The sequence below is a fragment of the Labrys sp. HAY1-8F genome, assembly GCF_056754975.1.
Window position 1 is genome coordinate 4774706 of record NZ_JBPGWZ010000002.1, and the last position, 21168, is coordinate 4795873.

Annotated in this window: 23 protein-coding genes and 1 pseudogene; 15 read left to right on the forward strand and 9 right to left on the reverse strand. The window is 64.1% G+C overall.

The genetic code is table 11. The annotated features are described in order from the left end of the window. Positions 1 to 318: 318 nt before the first annotated feature. The 3 genes from ACR9ZN_RS31075 to ACR9ZN_RS31085 are packed head-to-tail and all read right to left on the reverse strand — an operon-like array spanning position 319 to position 2063. Positions 319 to 828: a tyrosine phosphatase family protein gene (locus ACR9ZN_RS31075; protein ID WP_454813189.1), complete on the reverse strand. Its 510-nt coding sequence runs from the start codon at positions 826 to 828 to the stop codon at positions 319 to 321. 6 nt (positions 829 to 834) lie between these two features. Next, entirely contained in the window at positions 835 to 1443 is a 609-nt protein-coding gene (locus ACR9ZN_RS31080) for an HD domain-containing protein (RefSeq protein ID WP_454813190.1), read from the reverse strand. Positions 1444 to 1445: 2 nt separating this feature from the next. Then, entirely contained in the window at positions 1446 to 2063 is a 618-nt protein-coding gene (locus ACR9ZN_RS31085; RefSeq protein ID WP_434955461.1) for a DNA-3-methyladenine glycosylase I, read from the reverse strand. A gap of 150 nt (positions 2064 to 2213) precedes the next feature. Between ACR9ZN_RS31085 and ACR9ZN_RS31090 the strand changes: the two genes are divergently transcribed. Further along, the gene (locus tag ACR9ZN_RS31090) at positions 2214 to 3224 is read left to right on the forward strand and encodes an LLM class flavin-dependent oxidoreductase (protein WP_434955462.1); all 1011 of its coding nucleotides are present in this window, start codon (positions 2214 to 2216) and stop codon (positions 3222 to 3224) included. On the opposite strand, the gene ACR9ZN_RS31095 is transcribed toward ACR9ZN_RS31090, so the two are convergent. Then, complete coding sequence (locus ACR9ZN_RS31095; protein WP_434955463.1) at positions 3206 to 3796, reverse strand: hypothetical protein; 591 nt, start codon at positions 3794 to 3796, stop codon at positions 3206 to 3208. The genes ACR9ZN_RS31090 and ACR9ZN_RS31095 overlap by 19 nt on opposite strands. Positions 3797 to 4174: 378 nt before the next feature. Beyond that, on the reverse strand, positions 4175 to 5038 hold the full coding sequence (gene ygfZ / locus ACR9ZN_RS31100; protein ID WP_481274045.1) for a CAF17-like 4Fe-4S cluster assembly/insertion protein YgfZ: 864 nt from the start codon (positions 5036 to 5038) through the stop codon (positions 4175 to 4177). Positions 5039 to 5176: 138 nt separating this feature from the next. On the opposite strand from ygfZ, the gene ACR9ZN_RS31105 reads away from it, so the two are divergent. Further along, entirely contained in the window at positions 5177 to 6502 is a 1326-nt protein-coding gene (locus ACR9ZN_RS31105) for a dihydroorotase (protein WP_481274046.1), read from the forward strand. A 20-nt stretch (positions 6503 to 6522) separates the two neighbouring features. Here the strand turns inward: ACR9ZN_RS31105 and ACR9ZN_RS31110 are convergent, their stop codons facing one another. Then, positions 6523 to 8061 (reverse strand): rhomboid family intramembrane serine protease, encoded by a 1539-nt coding sequence (locus ACR9ZN_RS31110; protein ID WP_481274047.1) that lies wholly within the window; start codon positions 8059 to 8061, stop codon positions 6523 to 6525. A 153-nt stretch (positions 8062 to 8214) separates the two neighbouring features. Between ACR9ZN_RS31110 and ACR9ZN_RS31115 the strand changes: the two genes are divergently transcribed. The 9 genes and pseudogenes from ACR9ZN_RS31115 to ACR9ZN_RS31155 all read left to right on the forward strand — a co-directional run bounded on the left by ACR9ZN_RS31115 (position 8215) and on the right by ACR9ZN_RS31155 (position 17278). Next, the gene (locus tag ACR9ZN_RS31115) at positions 8215 to 8463 is read left to right on the forward strand and encodes an exodeoxyribonuclease VII small subunit (RefSeq protein WP_481274048.1); all 249 of its coding nucleotides are present in this window, start codon (positions 8215 to 8217) and stop codon (positions 8461 to 8463) included. Positions 8464 to 8599: 136 nt separating this feature from the next. Next, a pseudogene (gene dxs / locus ACR9ZN_RS31120) lies at positions 8600 to 10518 on the forward strand (1-deoxy-D-xylulose-5-phosphate synthase). Next, positions 10518 to 11267 (forward strand): TlyA family RNA methyltransferase, encoded by a 750-nt coding sequence (locus tag ACR9ZN_RS31125; RefSeq protein ID WP_481274049.1) that lies wholly within the window; start codon positions 10518 to 10520, stop codon positions 11265 to 11267. The pseudogene dxs and the gene ACR9ZN_RS31125 overlap by 1 nt, the downstream one beginning before the upstream one ends. Before the next feature lie 73 nt (positions 11268 to 11340). Continuing rightward, positions 11341 to 12567: a class I SAM-dependent RNA methyltransferase gene (locus ACR9ZN_RS31130; protein ID WP_481274050.1), complete on the forward strand. Its 1227-nt coding sequence runs from the start codon at positions 11341 to 11343 to the stop codon at positions 12565 to 12567. Between the two features lie 109 nt (positions 12568 to 12676). After that, the gene (locus ACR9ZN_RS31135) at positions 12677 to 13195 is read left to right on the forward strand and encodes a gluconokinase (protein WP_434955470.1); all 519 of its coding nucleotides are present in this window, start codon (positions 12677 to 12679) and stop codon (positions 13193 to 13195) included. Between the two features lie 137 nt (positions 13196 to 13332). Continuing rightward, on the forward strand, positions 13333 to 14751 hold the full coding sequence (locus tag ACR9ZN_RS31140) for an FAD-binding oxidoreductase (RefSeq protein ID WP_481274051.1): 1419 nt from the start codon (positions 13333 to 13335) through the stop codon (positions 14749 to 14751). 1 nt (position 14752) lies between these two features. Beyond that, positions 14753 to 15358 carry an NAD(P)H-dependent oxidoreductase gene (locus tag ACR9ZN_RS31145; protein WP_481274052.1) on the forward strand — a complete coding sequence of 202 codons (606 nt, stop codon included), beginning with the start codon at positions 14753 to 14755 and terminating at the stop codon, positions 15356 to 15358. Between the two features lie 14 nt (positions 15359 to 15372). Continuing rightward, positions 15373 to 16098, forward strand: a complete 726-nt coding sequence (locus ACR9ZN_RS31150; RefSeq protein ID WP_481274053.1) for a 3-keto-5-aminohexanoate cleavage protein — start codon at positions 15373 to 15375, stop codon at positions 16096 to 16098. A gap of 148 nt (positions 16099 to 16246) precedes the next feature. Beyond that, positions 16247 to 17278 carry a D-alanyl-D-alanine carboxypeptidase family protein gene (locus ACR9ZN_RS31155; RefSeq protein ID WP_481274054.1) on the forward strand — a complete coding sequence of 344 codons (1032 nt, stop codon included), beginning with the start codon at positions 16247 to 16249 and terminating at the stop codon, positions 17276 to 17278. Between the two features lie 11 nt (positions 17279 to 17289). Here ACR9ZN_RS31155 and ACR9ZN_RS31160 read toward each other — a convergent pair whose 3' ends face one another. Beyond that, positions 17290 to 17517, reverse strand: a complete 228-nt coding sequence (locus ACR9ZN_RS31160; RefSeq protein ID WP_434955475.1) for a hypothetical protein — start codon at positions 17515 to 17517, stop codon at positions 17290 to 17292. A gap of 150 nt (positions 17518 to 17667) precedes the next feature. Next, positions 17668 to 18297, reverse strand: a complete 630-nt coding sequence (locus ACR9ZN_RS31165; protein WP_481274055.1) for an SOS response-associated peptidase — start codon at positions 18295 to 18297, stop codon at positions 17668 to 17670. On the opposite strand from ACR9ZN_RS31165, the gene ACR9ZN_RS31170 reads away from it, so the two are divergent. The 4 genes from ACR9ZN_RS31170 (at position 18296) to ACR9ZN_RS31185 (ending at position 20312) form a co-directional block, all read left to right on the forward strand. After that, positions 18296 to 18781 (forward strand): NUDIX hydrolase, encoded by a 486-nt coding sequence (locus ACR9ZN_RS31170; protein ID WP_481274056.1) that lies wholly within the window; start codon positions 18296 to 18298, stop codon positions 18779 to 18781. The two genes, ACR9ZN_RS31165 and ACR9ZN_RS31170, sit on opposite strands and share 2 nt — an antisense overlap. After that, complete coding sequence (locus tag ACR9ZN_RS31175) at positions 18778 to 19203, forward strand: TIGR02301 family protein (protein ID WP_434955478.1); 426 nt, start codon at positions 18778 to 18780, stop codon at positions 19201 to 19203. The genes ACR9ZN_RS31170 and ACR9ZN_RS31175 overlap by 4 nt, the downstream gene beginning before the upstream one ends. Positions 19204 to 19289: 86 nt before the next feature. Then, positions 19290 to 19550, forward strand: coding sequence for a hypothetical protein (locus ACR9ZN_RS31180; RefSeq protein ID WP_068284643.1), 261 nt, complete (start codon positions 19290 to 19292; stop codon positions 19548 to 19550). A gap of 123 nt (positions 19551 to 19673) precedes the next feature. Then, complete coding sequence (locus tag ACR9ZN_RS31185) at positions 19674 to 20312, forward strand: hypothetical protein (protein ID WP_434955479.1); 639 nt, start codon at positions 19674 to 19676, stop codon at positions 20310 to 20312. A gap of 36 nt (positions 20313 to 20348) precedes the next feature. Here the strand turns inward: ACR9ZN_RS31185 and ACR9ZN_RS31190 are convergent, their stop codons facing one another. Then, positions 20349 to 21110, reverse strand: a complete 762-nt coding sequence (locus tag ACR9ZN_RS31190; RefSeq protein ID WP_481274057.1) for a helix-turn-helix domain-containing protein — start codon at positions 21108 to 21110, stop codon at positions 20349 to 20351. Positions 21111 to 21168: the final 58 nt, after the last annotated feature.

Below are 21168 nucleotides of genomic sequence, written 5' to 3' on the forward strand. Positions count from 1 at the left end.
TAGTTTTGTCATGCTGCCGGTATACCATCCGTCGCTGCCCAAGCCTGCGGGGCTGCGCCACACCGACCGGCTCTGCCCCTCCACGGCTCCCGTCAGTGTCCGAAAACGTGGTATGCCAGATTAAGTTTAAACTTGTATACTTCCAGCTCGGAGACAGCACATGCGGCGTCATCGGCCCGTCATCGATCTTTGCCATGGTCGCGGCCATCGAGCTGTCCGTTCCTCGACAGCGATGCGATGTTTGACCTTTTCCTGGCCCGGCTCCCCGCCGGGCTTTTTTTGGCGGGTCGCCGCGCGGCACTTTCCTGACGACACGCCTTACAAATGCAAGGCGAAGGGCACGCCTTCGAAGCAGTCCTCACCGCGGCCGATGGCGTCGATGGCGGCAAGCATGCGGCCGTTGCGGCCAAGGCGCATGTCCGCCAGGGCCACGATGCGGCGGTTGGGGGTTGCGGTCGGCGACAGCCGGCGAATGGTTTGCGCCAGCTCATGCTCGTCGAGCGTGGGGTTGAGAGCGCAGGCCGCCGTGAAGGCCGCGGCGGTCGAGCGGCTGACCCCGGCATAGCAATGCACCACCAGCGGCGTCGCCTGGTCCCAGTCTCTGACGAAGGCGAGAAGCTGCGAGAGGTGGTCCTCGCCGGGCAGGATCTGCCCTTCTTCCGCCACCTCGACGATGTCGTTCATGCTGAGAAAGAGATGGCGCTTCTCGTCCACCGCGACAGGCCTGATCACCTTGGTGCCGGCATTGATCAAGGTCAGGATCTGGCGGGCGCCGGTGGCGGTGACCGTGGCGTCGAGACGGGAGAGCGAGCAGACATTGATTTGCATGGTGGCTTACCTGAAGATCTGGGTAAAACGGTCGAGGAAGGCCCGCTGCGCCTGCTCCGCCGGCAGAGGTTCCAGCCTGGTCTGGTCCATTGGCCGGGGCAGGGGGCGCGGATCGCCGAAGATGCGGCAGGATTCCTCAATGCCGAAGCCGGCAAGCTGGGTTGCTTCGAGAAAGGCAGCCACCATGTCGGCTTTCTTGGTCATCACCTTGATCGCCGGAGGCGGGATGGCCGGTAGGCCGAAGCGCATATGGATGGCACCGAGCAGGCGGGCCTCCACGCTCTTATAGCTCTCCCCGATCACTGCCTTGAAGGGTGAGATCATGTCGCCGATGACATATTCGGGTGCATCGTGCAGCAGCACCATCAGCCTCACCATGTCGGGCTGGGAGGGCTCCATCGCATCGAGCACGTCGAGCACAAGCACGCTGTGCTGGGCCACCGAGAAGATGGCATTGCCGCTGGTCTGGCCGTTCCAGCGCGCGACCCGGGCCAGGCCGTGGGCGATATCCTCGATTTCGATATCGAGCGGGGAGGGGTCGAGCAAATCGAGTCGCCGGCCCGATAACATGCGCTGCCAGGCCCGGTGAGGAGTGGCTTTCTTTACGCGTGCCATGGTCAGCCCGGATGCCCCGCCTTGCCGAGCTCGGCGCATTCGGCATGGCGGAAGCAGTCGACGAGATGGTCGTTGACCATGCCGACAGCCTGCATGAAAGCATAGACGATGGTGGGCCCGACGAATTTGAAGCCGCGCGCCTTCAGATCCTTGGAGATCTTTTGCGACAGGGCCGTCTCGGCCGGGACGTCGCCATGGGCGCGCGGTGTGTTCTGCAGGGGACGGCCGTCGAGGAAGTCCCACAGATAGGGCGAGAAGCCCTGTTTTTCCTCGATCTCCAGCCAGAGCCGGGCGCCGATGATGGTGCCTTCCACCTTGGACCGATTGCGCACGATGCCGGGATCGGCCATCAAGGCCGCCACCTTCTCCGGACCGTAAAGCGCGATCTTGGCCGGCTCGAAGCCGTCGAACACCTCGCGGAAATGCTCGCGCTTGCGCAGGATGGTGATCCAGGACAGGCCGGCCTGGAAACCGTCGAGGATGAGCTTTTCATAGAGAGCGCGGCCGTCATATTCGGGCACGCCCCATTCCTCGTCGTGATAGGCGATGTAGAAGGGGTCCAGCCCCGGCCAGGGACAACGGTACTTGCCGTCGTCGTGCAGAATGACTGTGCGTTCCATGCCGCCTTCTTGCCATGGCGAAAGCCGACTCGGGAAGAGGCAAGAACATTTCGTGATCGAGGGGAGAAGGTTAACTGCGCCCTTCCTTGCCAGGGCGGCAAAGCCACCTATATTAGTTCGATCGTCATCGAATTTTGTCGTGCCCTTTTCATGATCCCGATTTCAGTCCTCGACCTTTCGCCCATCGCCGTCGGCAGCAATGCCGGGCAGGCCCTCCACAATTCGCTGGACCTTGCCCGCCATGTCGAGCGGCTCGGCTATAACAGGCTGTGGCTGGCCGAGCATCACAACATGCCGGGCATTGCCAGCGCTGCCACCGCGGTGGCGCTGGCCCATGTCGCATCCGGCACCTCCACCATCCGTCTCGGGGCCGGCGGCATCATGCTGCCCAACCATGCGCCCTTGATGGTCGCCGAGGCCTTCGGCACGCTGGCGGCCCTGCATCCCGGGCGCATCGATCTCGGCGTCGGGCGGGCGCCCGGCACCGACCAGATTACAGCGCAGGCGCTGCGCCGCAATCTCAACGCCGAGATCGACGCCTTTCCGCGCGACGTCATCGAGCTGATGAATTATTTCAAGCCGGTGAGCCCGGATCAGCGCGTGCAGGCCGTTCCGGGGGCGGGGCTGGAGGTGCCGGTCTGGATCCTCGGTTCCAGCCTGTTCGGGGCGCAGCTTGCCGCCATGCTCGGCCTGCCCTTCGCGTTCGCCTCGCATTTCGCGGCGGCTGATCTCGAAGGGGCGATCGCCATTTATCGCGGCCGCTTCGAGCCCTCCGAATATCTCGACAAACCCCATGTCATGCTCGGCATGAACGTGGTTGCCGCCGACACCGACGAGGAAGCCCAGTTCCTGCAGAGCTCACGCCTGCAGGCCTTCGTCAGCCTGCGCACGGGGCGGCCGGGCCTGATCCAGCCGCCGGTCGAAAACTACGAGGAGACACTCGATGCCGTCGGCCGTGCGACGCTGCAGCATATGCGTCACATATCGGTGGTCGGCTCGCCCGCTACCGTCAAGGCGGGGATCGAGGAATTCGTCGCCCGTACCGGCGCCGACGAGATCATCGCCACCAACATGATCTTCGACCACGAGAAGACCAAGCGCTCCTACGAGATCCTCGCCGGTGAGATGATCGGTGCTCCGGCTCAGGTCAGCGTGTCATAGAGGCCGAGGGCCCAGCCGATCTCGGCAACCAGCGCGACGATGGCGAAGGCGAGCTGAAAGCGCTGGTTTGATACAATAATGGCGGCCGCGCTGGTGATGACGAAGAAGGCGATGCGCACCCAATATTCCGGGCCGAGCGACTGGACGTAGTCGCCGCCCTTGATGAGGGTGTCGATGATGTCGAGGAAGAAGGTGCCGATCAGGATGCCGAAAAACCATTTCCGGCGGGACATGAAATAGTCCTCGAAGCCCTTGTACTCGTACATGGTGTCCGGAAAGAGCATCGTGCACATGAAGAAGAACACGCTCGCATAGAAGGCGACGAAGCCATAAAGCGGGAAGGTCCACTGCACGTTGACCAGATGGAATTCCCACCACCAGAACGAGATGATGTGAAGCAGCATGAAGAAGGTCCACGCCAGATGGACGCTGTAGATCTTGTGCTGGCGCGGATGCTGGACGAAGCGGGCAAGGCCGGTGAGCAGCCGGCCCATGCTGAGGCCCACGATGATGCTGATCACCGTGCGGACATGGCTCAAGACCGTCGGATCGAAGGCGTGGGGCTGGTTCACGGAGGCATCCTCGCGCTTTAGAGCGACAGCATGCCATTGCAACCATGACGCCCGGCATACTCATGAAGAGTCCCGCGCTCGGGCGGGTATGAAATTACTTCCCCAAAGCGTTTTGCGATTTGACGGAGTCACCAAGAATCGCAAAGACGCATCGAGACAAGGAGCTGGAGCAAAGCGCGTTCAGTCATGAACGTGCTTTGCTCTAGGATTGCCCGGAATCATCGCGGGAGCAAGACAAGCAGAGCGGGGTGTTGGGGAAGACTGCGCCGCGACGCCTGAATACAGCGCCATTGCCCACCATCTCGGCCGGCGCGTTGCCGAGACGACTCTGCAATTCGCGCGAGGGCGCAACGCCGGTTGAAGGCCGGGAAAGGAAGCTCAGGCCATCGCCTTGTGCATCTCGCTCGGTCCAATCCACCAGGAGGGCTTGTCGACCGCCAGAGCCACTCCCTCCGCCGCCAGGATCTCGCCGGCAGCCAGCCCGTCTTCCACACGATCGAGCCGGAGCAGGGCCAACCCCCGCGTACCTGCCGAGGAGCCGAGGGTGCCGGCAGGCCGGTCGCCGATGCGGATTTCCGTGCCGGCTGGCGGCAGGGTGGCGCTGGCTATCACAGGCACGATGCGGGTCCGCGCGGTGCCGCGATGCTGCATGCGGCTGACGACTTCCTGGCCGACGAAGCAGCCTTTCTTGAAGTCGACGCCGGCGAGCATGTCCATCAGCACTTCGTGCGGGAAGGCATCGCCGAAGCGAAAATCCTTGCCGCCTTCGGGAATGCCGAGCTCGATGCGGCGGGCGTGATAGGCGGCAGTAGCGGTATCATCCGCGCCGGCGGCGACAGGCGCGTAAATGCGCAGACCAAGCTCGGGACGGCGGGGGTCGGGGAAGGCGAGGGCGCCCTCGATAGGCAGGCCCTCGATATTGACCTCTTCGGAGGGCAGGGCAACGTAGACACCCCAGGCCGGCGACAGAGTCTCGACCGTCACCTTGGCGCGCAGCCGATAGAAATTGAGCCTCTTGGCTAAATCGGGCGCCACGTCGGCGTCGGTATCGAGATAGAGCCCGTCTTCCCCGATCGTCGCCAGGAAATCGAACAGGATCTTGCCCTGCGGCGTCAGCAAGGCACCCCATCTTCCCTGGCCGGGTTCGAGATGGGCAATGTCGCAGGTGACGAGATTGGCGAACCAGGATCGAGCATCCTCGCCGCTGAGGCGGAGTATGGCGCGGTCGAGCAGATGGATCATGGCAAGGCAGTCCCGTTTCAGCCTCCCCTATATGGCAATCCCTGTGCGCGGCGTGAAGAGGCAGCGGATTGTTGGTTGAAAGCTGGCGCTCTCTGGGGAAAAGCGCAGGGTTTCAGTTTCGTCCTCGAGGAGAGCGCCATGCCCCAGATCTTCGACCGCATCTTCCGCAATGGCGAAATCGTCAATCAGGACGGGCGGCATGGTGGCGATGTGGGGGTCAAGGATGGACGCATCGCGGCGCTGGGAGACCTGTCGCAGGCCAGTGCCGGCGAGGTGATCGATTGCACCGGGCTCACCATCCTTCCGGGTGTGATCGACAGCCAGGTGCATTTTCGCGAGCCGGGACCGACGCACAAGGAAGACCTCGAATCGGGGTCGCGGGCGGCGGTGATGGGCGGCGTCACCGCAGTGTTCGAGATGCCGAACACCGACCCGCTCACCATTACGCCCGAAGCCCTGGCCGACAAGGTCAGCCGCGGCACGCATCGCATGCATTGCGATTTCGCCTTCTGGGTTGGCGGCACCCGCGAGAACGCGCCAGAGGTGGCGGAACTGGAGCGCCTGCCGGGCGCAGCCGGCATCAAGGTGTTCATGGGCTCTTCCACCGGTTCGCTCTTGGTCGAGGACGATGAGGGCGTCCGCGAGATCCTCAAGCGTACGCGCCGCCGTGCCGCCTTCCATTCGGAGGACGAGTATCGCCTGCGCGAGCGGCGCGATTTGCGCATCCAGGCGGACGCCTCGTCCCACCCGGTCTGGCGCGACGTCGAGGCGGCCCTCAACTGCACGCGCCGCCTCGTCGCCATTGCCGAGGAGACGGGCGCCCCCATCCATGTCCTGCACATCTCGACGGCGGACGAGATACCCTTCCTCGGCGCGCATAAGCGGTTGGTGACCTGCGAGGCGACGCCGCATCATCTCACTCTGGCTGGCCCGGAGGCCTATGAGAAACTGGGTACGCTGGTGCAGATGAACCCGCCGGTTCGTGATGCCGGTCATCGCGAGGGCATCTGGCACGGCATCCGCCAGGGCATCGTCGACGTGCTCGGCTCCGACCACGCGCCGCATACGCTGGAAGAAAAGGCCAAGCCCTATCCCGATTCTCCCTCGGGCATGACCGGTGTGCAGACCTTGGTGCCGGTGATGCTCGACCATGTGAACCAAGGCCGGCTGTCATTGGAGCGTTTCGTCGACCTCACCAGCCACGGCCCCTGCCGCATCTTCGGCATGGCCGGCAAGGGTCGCATCGCCGTCGGTTATGACGCTGACCTCACCATCGTCGACCTCAAGCGCAAGGAGACCATCCGCAACGGGTGGATTGCCTCCAAATGCGGCTGGACGCCCTATGACGGCGTTGAGGTCACTGGCTGGCCTGTTGGCACCATCGTGCGCGGTGCGAGGGTGATGTGGGAAGGCTCGCTGGACGAACATTCGCGCGGCGAGGCCGCGCGTTTCTGGACGGCGTGACGCGATGTACGCGCTCGGCGTCATCGCCTGTTGGAATGCGCCGTGCCGAATATCCAGGCCAGTGCTATGCCGGCGACGAAGCCGAGGCCATGGGCGGCGAAGCTGATCTGCGGCAGCGAAAGATCGATCGACGCCTGGATCAGCAATACGATGACGATCAGGCTGAGATTGTGCCGGTCGGCGATGTGGCGCGTCGCCAGGAAGTCCGACAAGCGCCGCAGGGCGATGGCTCCGATCAAGGCAAAGATGGCGCCGGAGGCTCCGACCAGAACCTCGGACTGGGTTACGCCAGCTACGGCCAAAGCGAGCACCCCGGCCATGGAAGCCAGGCCGCCGATCACATAGATCAGGCCCATGCGCAGGCTTCCGACCGTGGCCTCCACCATGCGGCCGAGAAGGAAAAGCCCGATCATGTTGCTGATCAGATGTTCGGGGCCGGCATGCAGGAACATGGCGCTGAGCAGGCGCCACCATTCATGATCCCTGACCACAGCATCGGGCCATAACCCCCCAAGCCGGAACAGATTTTCGGCGTCGGTGGTGTCGCCATTCCACAGTTCGATGCCGAAGAAGGCGCAATTGGCCAGGATCAGCAGATAGGTCACGGGAGCGGCGCGCCAGCCGGTGCGGCGCAGGGGGGCGTTGCGCCGGATATGCGCCTCCAAATCATCGAGGAAGGCGGCGGCCTGCGGCGAGAGCTGGCCCTCCGCCTCGCTCGCCGGCTTGTCCAGGCGAGCGACGATCGCTTCATGTTGGGCCGGCGTCAGCGATGCGGAAGCAAAGCCCCGCAGCAGTGGTTCGGCAAGTTCGCCGCGCGCCGCCGCCTGGAGGGCGGTCGCCTGCCAGAAGGCCTTCACGGAGACCGGCATGGCGTGGAACGAGGCCAGCATCGAATCCGTGGCCTGAACGCGTCCGCAGAAGGCCAGGAGCATCAGGGTCGACAATTGTCCGGAGCCCAGCAGGCCGCGATGGCGCGCGGCTGTCGCCACCATGGCCTCCAGCTGACCAGTTTCCCCCAGAGCCCGAATCGGGAAGGCGACCGCGTCTGCGCCTGGCGGCATGGGGTTGCTGGCGAGATAGTCGACGATGCCCTGCCAGTTCTGGCGCTGCCGCAGCAACTGCAGGTCGAGGATTACCTCCTGGTCCGGCTTGGTGGTCTGGCGCAGTGCTTCAAGGGCGTCGATCCGGTCCTCGCGCGTCGATTCGGAAAGGGCCTTGAACAGATTGGCCGTGAAGCGGATTTGCCCGGTGGGCTGGATGACGCTGGCCAGGCGGGCGAGCAGGGCGGCGCGTTCGTTGCGGCCGGCCAACAATTCGCGATTGGCTCGATTCAGCAAGGGCCCTGGCGCAATGATCATCAGCAGGGCCAGGGCGGCCAGGAAACCGTAATAGTCGGGCAGAAATTGGTATCCCGCGATGGCGATGGCGATCACGATCGCATGCCCCGCCAGGTAGAGAGCGATGCCTGGAAAACGATGGGCCTGGGTAACGAACACCTGGGCGATGGCCACGGCGGACAGGGAACCGGCGGAGAGCGCAAGGAAGGTCTGCAAATCCATGCGCCGCTTTTGCCGGAAGCGCGCCTGAGCCGCAACCTGTCGCTTTCCCGCGCCTTATGCACGGTTGGGTCATGCCGTTTGCATGGCTTTTTCTTTCAATGCGGCGAGGTTAGGGGCTATAGAGGGGAAAATAGCAGATCTGACAGGTTGATAATGGCCGACAAGCCGTCCGATATCGCAACGCTCAGCTTCGAGAAGGCGCTCGCCGAACTTGAGCAAATCGTGCGCAGCCTTGAGGGAGGCAATGTGCCGCTGGAGGAATCGATCGCGCTGTTCGGGCGTGGCGAGCAGCTCAAGGCCCATTGCGACAAGCTTCTGAAGGTCGCAGAGGCCAAGGTCGACAAGATCCGGCTCGACGCCGAGGGCAAGCCCGCCGGGCTCGAACCCTTGCCGGAAGCCTGATACGCAACAGCCTTCAGGGCGTCCTGCGATCCGCCGAAATGGGCCGTACTCGCAAAGACGCGTCGGAACAAAGAGTTAGAGCAAAATGATGTTTCCACTTATGCGTGCTTTGCTCTAATCTTCTCGGGTGAAAAATTTGGCAAACACTTCCGCAACCCCGCTGCTCGACACCATCAATCTGCCGGCTGATCTGCGCCGCCTGCCCGAGGACAAGCTCCAGCAGGTGGTGGACGAACTGCGCCGGGAGACCATCGATGCCGTCTCGGTGACCGGCGGTCATCTGGGCGCGGGCCTCGGGGTGGTCGAGCTGACGGTCGCCATCCACGCCGTGTTCGACACGCCGCGTGATCGCCTGATCTGGGATGTCGGCCATCAGGCCTATCCGCACAAGATCCTCACCGGGCGGCGTGACCGTATCCGTACCCTGCGCCAGACGGGGGGCTCAGCGGCTTCACCAAGCGCAGCGAGAGCGAATACGATCCCTTCGGGGCCGCGCATTCCTCGACCTCGATTTCGGCGGGCCTCGGCATGGCGGCGGCGCGCGATCTCGACGGCCGCGACAACAATGTCATCTGCGTGATCGGTGACGGCTCGATGTCGGCCGGCATGGCCTATGAGGCGATGAACAATGCCGGGGCGCTGGGTTCGCGCCTCGTCGTCATCCTCAACGACAACGACATGTCGATCGCCCCGCCCGTGGGCGCGATGTCGGCCTATCTGGCCCGGCTGGTCTCTGGCGGGACCTACAAGAATTTGCGCGATTTCGGCAAGATGCTGGCCAAGAAGCTGCCGAAATTCTTCTACGACAAGGCCAAGCGCACCGAGGAATATGCTCGCGGCTTCTGGACCGGCGGCACGCTGTTCGAGGAGCTCGGCTTCTACTATATCGGCCCGATCGACGGACATAATCTCGACCACCTCCTGCCGGTGCTCAAGAATGTGCGCGACAAGGCCGACGGACCGGTGCTCATCCACGTCGTCACCCAGAAGGGCAAGGGCTACGGCCCGGCCGAGAACGCGCCCGACAAATATCACGGTGTGGTGAAGTTCGATGTCATCACCGGAGCGCAGGTGAAGGCCAAGGCCAATGCACCATCCTACACCCGCATCTTTGCCGAGAGCCTCATCAAGGAGGCCCGCAAGGACGAGAAGGTGGTAGCGATCACCGCTGCCATGCCGTCCGGTACGGGGCTGGACCTGTTCGAACAGGCCTTTCCCCAACGGCTTTACGATGTCGGCATTGCCGAGCAGCATGCGATAACCTTCGCGGCAGGTCTCGCCAGTGAAGGCTACAAACCATTCTGCGCGATCTACTCCACCTTCCTGCAGCGCGGCTACGACCAGGTCGTCCACGACGTGGCGATCCAGAACCTGCCGGTGCGCTTCCCGATCGACCGCGCCGGTCTCGTCGGGGCGGATGGAGCCACCCATGCCGGCTCCTTCGACGTTGCCTTCCTGGGCTGCCTGCCCAACATGGTAGTGATGGCCGCCGCCGACGAAGCCGAACTGGTGCATATGGTGGCGACCGCGGCAGCCTATGACGATGGCCCGATCGCCTTCCGCTATCCGCGCGGGGAGGGAGTCGGCGTCGAGATGCCCGAAATCGGCGTGCCCCTGCCGATCGGTAAGGGACGCGTCCTGCGCGAAGGCAGCAACATTGCCCTGCTCTCCTTCGGCACGCGCCTGGCCGAGTGCCTGAAGGCGGCCGAGGACCTAGCCGCGCTCGGGCTGTCGGCGACCGTCGCGGACGCCCGCTTTGCCAAGCCGCTCGACGAGGAACTGGTCCTCAGGCTCGCCCGCCAGCACGAGGTGCTGCTGACGGTCGAGGAAGGTTCCGTGGGGGGCTTCGGCAGCTTCGTGGCCCAGTGCCTGGCCGAAGCCGGCGCCTTCGACAACGGCCTGAAATTCCGTTCGCTGGTGCTGCCCGACATCTTCCTCGATCAGGGCAAGCCAGAGGCGATGTATGCGCAGGCCGGGCTCGATGCCGCCGGTATCGTGACCAAGGTTTTGTCGGTGCTCGGGCGCGATGTCGTAACCGGGGCCAAGCGTGCCTGATGCGCAAGCGCGCGGACGTGCTGCTGGTTGAGCGCGGTCACTTCGACAGCCGTGCCAAGGCACAGGCCGCGATCGCTGCGGGACTTGTGGTCGCCGATGGCAAGCCTGTGCGCAAGGCCTCAGAGGGTTTGGCGCCAGAGGCCGTCATCCAAGCGCAGGCGGCCTTCCCCTTCGTGTCGCGCGGTGGGCTCAAGCTCGAACACGCGCTCGATATATTTTCGGTGCCGGTCGAGGGACGCATCGCGCTCGACATCGGCGCCTCCACCGGCGGCTTCAGCGATGTGCTGCTGCGGCGGGGCGTGGTCCGGGTCTATGCCGTCGATGTCGGCCATGATCAGCTTCATGCCAGCTTGCGGGGAAATGACAGGTTGATTTCGCTGGAAGGGGTGGATGCGCGCAGGCTCGATCGCAGTCTCGTGCCCGACCCCGTCGATGTCGTCGTCGCCGATGTCAGCTTCATCTCGCTGGCGCTGGTGCTGCCGGCGGCGCTGGCGCTCGCCGGCCCGGGCGCGGATCTTGCCGTGCTCGTCAAGCCGCAATTCGAGGCGGGTCGCGAGCGGATTGGCAAGGGGGGCGTGGTCAAGGACGAGGCCGTGCATGCCGAGGTCTGCGAGCGTATCGCCGGCCTCGTCTCCTCGCTCGGCTGGCAACTGCGCGGGATCGTGCCGTCCCCCATCGAAGGTGGCGACGGTAACAAGGAGTTTCTGCTGTCTGCCCATAGGGTTAGTATAGCCGAGCTCGTAGATTGAATCAGGGGACTTGCGTGCCTGAACTGAGGTTTTGATTCATCTCGTTCAGGCGCCGCATGATGAAGTTGAGATCGTGAATCAGCACGTTGAGACATCACTGGAACTCAAGATCGAAAGGCTGGGGCATCGCGGTGACGGCATCGCGCCGGGCCCGGTCTTCGTGCCTTATGCCTTGCCGGGTGAAACGGTTCTGGCCGAGGTGAACGGTGAGCGGGGACGGCTGATCGCCCTGCAGGAGCCGAGCCCGGATCGCATCGAGGCTTTCTGCCCCCACTTCAGCCATTGCGGCGGCTGCGCCATCCAGCACTGGTCGCTCCAGGCCTATCAGACCTGGAAGCGCGGCCTGGTGGTCGAGGCGCTGAGGCAGGCCGGCATCGAAACACCGGTCGAGCCGCTCGTCGATGCCCATGGTCGCGGCCGCCGCCGGGCGACCCTGCATGCCCGCAAGGGTTTGGTCGGCTTCGCCGAGGCGCGTTCGCATGCCATCGTCGAACTCGACGTCTGTCCGATTTTGGTGCCGGAACTGAACCGTGGCCTGGAGGTGGTGCGTGCGCTGGAGAGGCAAATGCGCGGCCTTGGCAAGCCCCTCGATCTGGTACTGACCGCCACGGTCACCGGCCTCGACTGTGATATTCGCGGCGCCGGGCGCATCGACGACAAGATGCGGCTGAGGCTCGGCGAGCTTGCCCAGCAGTTCGACCTGGCCAGGCTTTCCAATCACGGCGACGTGGTGATCGAACGCCGGGCTCCGGTGGTGCGTTTCGGAACGGTGGAGGTTTCACCGCCGCCGGGAGCCTTCCTGCAGGCCACGGCCGAGGCAGACCTTGCCCTCACGGGCCTGGTGCGTGAGGGCCTTTCCGGTGCCAAGCGTATCGCTGACCTCTTCTCGGGCTGTGGCACCTTCGCGCTCGCGTTGGCGGATGCCATGCATGTGCAGGCCTTCGATTCGGACAAGCCAGCGGTCGGCGCGCTCGACCGGGCGGCCAGGCGAGCCCAAGGCCTCAAGCCTACCAGGGCGACCGCACGTGATCTCTTCTACCGACCCCTGCTGGCCGAGGAGCTCAAGCCGTTCGATGCCGTGGTGTTCGATCCGCCGCGCGCCGGTGCGGAAGCGCAGGCCAAACGCCTTGCCGCTGCCAAGTTGCGCCGTATCGTCGGTGTGTCCTGCAACCCGACGACCTTTGCCCGCGACGCAGCGCTTTTGATTGCCGGTGGCTACCGGCTCACCAAGGTGACGCCGGTCGACCAGTTTCGCCACTCCGGCCATGTCGAACTGGTCGGCGTGTTCGAGCGAAAATAGCGTTTTGCAATTGGACGGAATCGCCAGGAATCGCAAAATGTTCCTGGCACCCGGCGATTTGATCGAGAGAACCGCCTCAACCAGACTGTATTCTGCTCTAGGAAATGTCATGACTTCATCGCCGCCCCTTCCTACTGCTCTCGTTGTCATGGGCGTTTCCGGTTCCGGAAAGAGCAGCATCGGTGAACGCCTGGGGACGCGGCTCGGCTGGACGTTCCGGGATGGCGATTCCTTCCACCCGCCGGCCAATGTCACCAAGATGCATGCGGGCATCCCTTTGACCGACGAGGATCGATGGCCCTGGCTCGCGGCCATCGCGGCCTGGATCGCCGAGTTGAGAGGGGCGGGGCAACACGGCGTCGTTGCCTGCTCGGCGCTCAAGCGCGGCTATCGCAATGCCCTGCGGGATGGGCACGCGGACGTCCGCTTCGTCTTTCTCGAAGGCAGCGCCGAATTGATCTCTGCGCGGTTGGCCAAGCGCAAGAACCATTTCATGCCGCCGAGCCTGCTCGCCAGCCAGTTTGCCACGCTGGAGCCGCCGGGGCCGGACGAGACGCCGATTATCGTTTCAATCGATGCGGAGCCCGACGCGATCGTCGCCAATACGCTCCATCATCTTGTCCGCTAGAGCAAAGCGCATTCACGTGTAAACATGCTTTGCCCCGACTCTTCGTTTCCAAGCCAATCCAACGGATTGGCTAGAGCGTTTTGCGATTCTTGCCACTTCCGTCCAATCGCAAAACGCCGCAGCCAGGATGACCCTCCATGTCCGCTCAGCTTTCTCCCGAACTTCTCGCCCGCTTCGCCGCCCTGGTTGGAGAGCGCTACGCCATTGCTGATGTGGATGCGCAGCAGCCCTTCCTGAAGGAATGGCGCGACCGCTATCACGGCAGGACGCCGCTGGTGCTGCTGCCCGGGACGGTGGAGGAGATTGCGGCGATCCTCAAGCTGGCCGACGAGACCGATACCGCGATCGTGCCGCAGGGCGGCAATACCGGCCTGGTCGGCGGCCAGGTTCCGCGTGCGGAAGGCAACGAACTGCTGGTCTCGCTCAAGCGCCTGGACAAGGTTCGCGCCGTCGATCCCGACAGCAACACCATCGATGTCGAGGCCGGCGTGACGCTGCAGCGCGTGCAGGAGGCGGCGGAGGCGGCCGGGCGTTTCTTCCCCCTCACTCTGCCATCCGAGGGGAGCTGCACCATCGGCGGCAATATCGGCACCAATGCTGGCGGCACCGGCGTGATCGCCTATGGCAACACACGCGACCTGGTGATGGGGCTGGAAGTCGTGCTGCCGGGAGGGCGGATCTGGCACGGCATGCGTCATTTGCGCAAGGACAACACCGGCTACGATCTGAAGAACCTCTTCATCGGCGCCGAGGGCACGCTCGGCATCGTCACCGCGGCGGTGCTGAAACTGTTTCCCCAGCCCCGCTCCGTCGGCACGGCCTTCATCGGTGTCGACAATCCGGCGGCGGCGCTGGCGCTTCTCCATGTTGCGCGGGAAAACGGCGGCGGCACGGTGACGGCTTTCGAATTGATGCCGCGCATCGGCATCGATTTCGTCATCCGCCATGTTGCCGATGCCCGCGATCCCATCGAGGGCAGCTATCCCTGGTATGTGCTGCTGGAGGTCTCGAACTCCTCCGAGGGCGGCGTGAACGAGGCGTTGGAGACGATGCTGATGACGGCCTATGAGCGCGGCTATGCCCGCGATGCCGTGATCGCCGCCTCGCTCGAACAGGCCGCCGATTTCTGGCGTCTGCGCGAATTGCTGTCGGAGAGCCAGCGCTTCGAGGGCGGTTCGATCAAGCATGACGTCTCGGTGCCGATCCGCCTCGTGCCTGCTTTCCTCGACAAGGCCATTGCCGCCGTGGAGGCTTTCATCCCGGGCGCTCGTCCCTTGCCTTTCGGCCATCTTGGCGACGGCAATATCCACTTCAACGTTTCCCAGCCCGTGGGCGGTGACAAGCAGGCCTTCCTGGACAAGTGGGAAAAGACCAACGAGATCGTTCATGCCATCGTCGCCGAATTCCACGGCTCCATTTCGGCCGAGCACGGTATCGGGCAGGCCAAGCGCAAGCTGCTGCCAGGGGTCAAGGATCCGGTGGAGTTGGAGATGATGCGCGCCATCAAGGCGACGTTCGATCCCAAGGGCATCATGAATCCCGGCAAGGTGCTCTGACATGCGAGCGATGGTCGTCATCGGCCATCCCGTGCCAGCGAGTTTCAACCACGCATTGGCCGAGGTCGTGCGAAGGACCTGGCGGGAAGCCGGCTGCGATGTTGCCTATCACGACCTGGCCGCCGAGGGCTTCGACCCACTCCTGACCACCGAGGAGGCTCGCGGCCGTCCGAGCGAGAATACCCTGGTGCAGGCCCATATCGCCGAGCTGCAGTCCTGCGATCTCCTCGCGGTCATCCATCCCAATTGCTGGGGCGCGCCGCCGGCGATCATGAAGGGCTGGATCGACCGGGTCTTCGCGCCCGGTGCCGCCTATACCTTCGCCAAGGGGGACGATCGAGGTGACGTGCCGCAGGGGCTCCTGCGGGCCTGTGCCGCGCTGGTGCTCAACACCGGCAATACGCCTTCGGATCGAGAGCAGGCCGTTTTCGGCGATCCGCTCGATCGCATGTGGCGGGAGGGCATTTTGCGCTATTGTGGCGTGCACCATGTTCTGCGTGCGCTCTATGGCGTGGTCGCCACCAGCACTGCGGCGGATCGGGCCGACTGGATTGCGGATGCGGAGGCTTTGGCGCTGCGGGCGCGGGATCTCGCCGCGCAGATATGATCAGGGAGAGGACGATGCTGCAAGCTTGCCTGAACGGCAGCAGGAGCCGCGATTTCCACCCGGCGCTGGCCTGCACGCCGGCTGAACTGGCGTACGATGCCAAGGCGGCCATCGGCGCCGGTGCCGAGGAGCTGCATGTCCACCCCCGAGGGCAGGATGGCGAGCAGAGCCTGGAGCCGGCCGATGTTGGCGCAGCCCTGGAAGCGATCCGTGCGAGCGTGCCGGGCGTGCCGGTCGGCATCTCGACCCTGTGGACCATTCCGCCGACTGGCCGGGCGCGCCAGGCACCGATGCGCGAATGGCGGACCCTGCCGGATTATGTTTCCGTCAATCTCAGTGAGGAGGATGCGCCGGAGATCATGGCGCTGATGATCCAGCGCCGCATCGGCATCGAAGCGGGGTTGGCCACGGTTGCCGACGCCTTGCGTCTGGTGGCGCTGCCTTCCGCCGAGCGCTGCCTGCGTGTGCTCATCGAGATCGAGGAACAGGAAACGGCGGCGGGACTGCATGTCGCCCACGAGATTCTCGCCGTCCTCAACCACGCCAATCTCAGCCTGCCGATCCAGTTGCACGGTAGCGACCGGACCCAGTGGTCGATGCATGACGAAGCTGTCCGCCTGGGTCTCGACCGCCGCATCGGCCTGGAGGATGGCGCCGACCTGCCAGATGGGACCAGAGCCGCCGACAATGCCGAACTGCTGCGTACGGCAGTGGTGCTTGCCGGGCGGGCGAGCGGCTGACCGCCAGGCCGTTCGCTCTAGCGCCGATCGGTTGTCGTGAATGTCGCAAAAAGGTCGGAAGCGGACGTCATAGAAACGATTGATTGATTGGGCCGCCTGGGCGGTCGAAAGGGATATGGATAGAATGTTTTGGAAGAGTCTCGGCTGCTTGGCGCTCGTTTTGGCGCTTCACGGCCCTGCGCGTGCCGCGGATGCGACGCCCATTCTCGTCGTCGATGTCGCGGCTGGACAGGTGCTCTATGCCGAAGAGGCAGGGCGTCCCTGGTTTCCAGCTTCGACGACCAAGTTGATGACGGCCTTCGTCGCTTTTGAGGCCATTCGCGCCGGGCGTGTTTCGATGCAGACGCCAGTGGTGCTTTCCACCCATGCGATGAGCCAGAAATTCCTCGACTCTAGCCTGCACGTCGGAAGCACCATGACGATGGAGGATGCTCTGTTCGCCATGATATCCGGCTCGACCAACGATATCGCCATGGCGATTGCCGAGACGGTTGCCGGATCGGAAGAGGCGTTCGTCAAGGCGATGAACGATGCCGCAAGGCGATTGGGTATGACGGGAAGCCGGTTTACCAACCCGAACGGATTGTTCGATCGCCGGCAAAAGGCGACGGCGCGCGACATGGCGCTGCTGGGCATAGCCATTGACAGGGAGTTTCCGCAATACCGGCACTTCTTCGAGACATCGGCTGTCGTCATCGATGGAAAGACCGTTGAATCGCACAACGAATTGCTCACTCGCTTTGACGGCGCCAGAGGCCTGAAAACCGGTTATCTCTGCGCGGCGGGCAACAATGTGGTCGCTCTCGCCGAGAGGGGCGGGAGGCAGGTCATGGTGGTCGTGATGGGTGCGACGACCGAGCGCGAACGCAACGAGCGGGCAGCAATGTATTTAACCCAGGCGTTTGCCGGCGAGCTTTCGCCCGGCAGCAAAGCACTCTCCGCCCTTACCAACGACACCAAGCGCAGTCCCCCGGACATGCGGGCGAAGCAATGCGGCGAGCAAACGCGAGACTATGAGCGAATGCGCGATGCTGCCTATCCGATGGGGCTGCCCGGGCAGATCAGTTATCTTGCGCAGGCTGAGGCCGCCAAGAAGGTTCATCAGATCACGACTTGGCTGACCCCCAGCGCCCCCAAGCCGGAAAAGACCTCGACCACCGTTAAGCCGAAGCGTGGATGACGCGGCAAGGTTCAGTCCTCGTCGGCGGCGGCCGGTCGCGTCACGCAACCGCGCTGGCGATGCACGCCGCTGCCGCGGGCATCGGGCGCTTCGATGTTGGCGCCGACGCTGCGCGAGCAGTAGGTCGATCCCCGCTCATCGGCGCTGTAGGTCGCACTGCCGACGCTGACACCGGCACTGCAACCGGCAAGGGCCGCTGCGGCTGCAAGCGCGAGGGCTGCGGATAGGATCTTCATCATCGTCTTTCCCTCCAGGGATCGAATCTCGTCGAACAGGAAACCGTCCTTTCTCACAAGATTTCGCTAAGAATTTGAACGCGCGCCATTTCCGGCTTTGGGATGACAGCGGTCATGCGAACTCGAAGACGCTTAAGTGAACTGCATGGGGGATCAGGGGCCGCGATTCAAATCCGGTGCGACTGGCGCCAGTTCGAGCATGTCGGCAGCGGGGGGCCGCAGCAGGACGGCTGCTTCGCCAGGCTTTGTCAGCGGATTGAGCCAGAAGGCCATGGCGTCGGGCTCGATCAGCACGGGACTGCGTTCGCCGACTGCCGCGAGCATGCCGCTGGCATCGGTGGTGAGAAGGCCGACCGTGTCGATCTCGCTGCCGTCACAGCCCGACCAGGTCTCCCAGATCGCCGCCAGGGCCATGAGGCCTCCGTCGGGCCGGTTCAGCAGATAGGGTCGTTTCGTGCGTCCCTGTTTCTGCCATTGGTAAAAGCCATCTGCCGGTATCAGGCAACGCCGCCGCGCAAAGGCGTTGCGGAAAGAGGGCTTCTCCTGCACCGTCTCAGAGCGGATGTTGATCAGCAGCGGATAGCCGGCCGTGTCCTTGATGAAGGCCGGAATGAAGCCCCAGCGCATCAAGGTGAAATGCCGTGCCGAAAAGTCGGCATGCACCACGGCAACGGGCTGGCTCGGTGCAATATTGGTGCGCGGCGGGAAATCCGGTTCCTCGACATAGCCGAACCAGTCTCGCACCTGTCGTGGCGAATGGGTGAGCGCGAAACGGCCGGTCATGATTTCGAAAGAGGTTGCGGGGCAGGGCGCTGCCGCCAATAGTGGCGCCATGACGGAAGCACCGCGATCCTATCCCGCCCGACCGATTCTTGCAGCCAGCATCGCTCTCTTCCGCAATGGCAGAATATTGCTGGGTGAGCGGGCGCGAGCGCCGGGCCGGGGCCTGTTCTCGCTGCCGGGCGGTGTGGTGGAGTTGGGTGAAAACCTCGAAGCGGCGGTACGGCGGGAAGTCCGCGAAGAGACCGGGCTGGAGATCGAGATCACCGGCTTCGTCCGCCATCACGAAGTGATCGCCCGCGACGACGCGGGGGCCGTGCAGCGCCATTTCGTGGTGGCGGTCTTCGTGGGGCGCTCGGTGTGGGGTGAACCGCGGCTCAGCGAGGAAACCCTGAGCTTTCGCTGGGCCGACCCTCTCACTCTCGACGGCCTGCCGCTGACCGACGGGTTGGCCGATATCGTAGCGGCGGCCAGGAGGATGCCGTGAGCGGCCGCCGCCTTCTGCCTGCCGCCCTGCTGGTTTTGGCGGGAGCCCTCTCTCCTGGTTCGGCACAGACCCCGCCGCCCAAACCGGTGCAACCGTCAACTGTGCCGGCGACTCCCCAGATCGCACCCTATGAACCGCAATTGCTGCGGCTCGCGGAGTTGATGGGGGCCTTGCATTATCTGCGCGGTCTGTGTGGTTTTGCCGATGCGGGGGCCTGGCGGGACAAGATGAATGCCCTGGCCGAAGCCCAGGGTTTCGACGAGGCCGCCAAGGCACGCTTCGCGGGAGCCTTCAATCGCGGCTATCGTAGTTTCAGCGAGAGCTACCGCAGCTGCAACGAGGCAGCCGGCAAGGTGATCGACCTCTATCTGGAAGAGAGCAGCACCATCATCAAGACGCTGGAAGCGCGCTACGGGCGTTAACGATTAATTGGGAAGTGTCTATTCCTGGGACACCGGCGTGCTATGGTCCGGCTCGCCCGCAGCCATCGCCGCGGCAGGATTTTGTCATGTATGATCGCGTTACCCATCTGAAACAGCAATTCGCCGCAGACGATGCCCGGCGGGCAGCGCTCGACTATCTGCTGCAGGCCTGGGAAGAAGCCATTCTCGATGGCATCGACGGCGATTGCGTGGCCAATGCGGCTCTTTTTGCAGCCTTCAAGGAATTGGTCGCGACCTATGGCGAGGAACCCGTCGCGCGCTTTGCCGAGCGCCTGCCCGAGCGGGTGCGCAATGGCGAGTTCACGGTCAAGGGAACCCATCAATAGAATGTGAGCCGCTGTATGCAGGCAGACTGGGCCGTCCGGGAAGGCTCGCAATCGCGCGTGGCTGTGGTTAGGCTGGCTGCGAGCGAATGCCGTGATTCGCCTGATCCCGGATTGATGCCGACCATGCGCCGAATTGTCCTTGCCGTTTCCGCTGTCGTCCTGCTCGGCACCGTGCCGTCACAGGCGGCCAACGACGCGACCAAGAATGCGCCGGGCAAGTCTCCGCCCGTGACCACAGAGGCCCCCACCGTGACGGTCACGCCGCCGGCGAGCGACGACAGCGACAGTGGGCAGGTGGCACCTCAGGTCTTCTATGGCGACGCCGACCTGCCGGCACCGGTGAAGGAATTGCGGCAGAAACTGCTGACGGCGATCAAGACGGGCGAATTGGAATCGCTGCGCCCTATCTTTGCCGCCAATGGCGGCAATCCCGACCTGCCCGGCGGCGAGAGCGACGATCCGATCGCGACGCTCAAGCTGCTGGCCGGCGACCCGAAGGGCCGGGAAATTCTCGCCATCATGGATGACGTGCTCGAGGCAGGCTATGTCCATGTCGACGTCGGCACGCCGCAGGAAGCCTATGTCTGGCCCTATTTCGCGCGCTATCCCCTCAACAAGCTGACCGGCCCGCAGATGGTCGAGCTGTTCCGCCTGATTACCGCCGGAGATTTCCAGGACATGCAGGACAAGGGGGTCTATTCCTTCTATCGCCTCGGCATCAGCCCCCAGGGCAAGTGGCAGTTCTTCGAGGACGGCGACTGACCTTACCTTCGTGCGGCCGATGATTGACCGTCTGGGTCAGGCCGCCGGCGGCGCCTGCATCTGACGCAGGAATTCGCTTGCGCTCATGCCGCAGAGTGCCCGGACCTCCCGGCTCAGATGGGCCTGGTCGGCATAGCCAGCTGCGGCAGCAAGATCCGCGAGACCCTCGTGGCGAGATGTGCCCGCCAACCGAGCGAAATGCTGGAAGCGCAATATGCGTCCCAGGGTCTTGGGGCCATAACCGAAGAGATGGTGGCTCCGACGCCGGAGTGTGCGCTCGCTGGTCCCCAGTTTGCTGAGGATCGGTCGTAAGGCGGCGCCTTCTTCCCTGGACGATTGTTGCAGAGTCCGGAAGATCAGCGCCGCATCAGGCGCTTGAACCGAATGCTGCCGAGCAAAGGGAACCATCAGGTCTTGCAGCAATGCGCTCTGCTGCGAAAGAGGCGCCGCCTGCAGGCAATCGATGACCGGCTGTGCGCGCCGCCCCCAGACATCGTACATGTCGACGGCGAGACCGACGATCTCGTCCATCGACAGGCCGAGCCAGGCGGCTGCCACCCCTGGCTGGAAGCGCAGGCCGATGATCGTCTCGCAAGCCGCCAGTCGTGGTCGGGCGGCGACGATATCGGGGCCGACCGCAAGGAGGCGGCCCTCACGCCAGATCAGGTCCACGCAACCATCGGGGACGACCGCGATCTCCGTGGTGGCATGATCGGCGATCCGGTGGGTCCAGGCGCAGCGGAAGTGCCGGTGCAAAGCAAGGATCGGCGGATGTTCGAGATATCGGCCTGATCGCATGGCAAGGATGGGAATCGGCGTCAGGTTCGGCCCTCCCATCCGCGTTGGAATGCGCGCC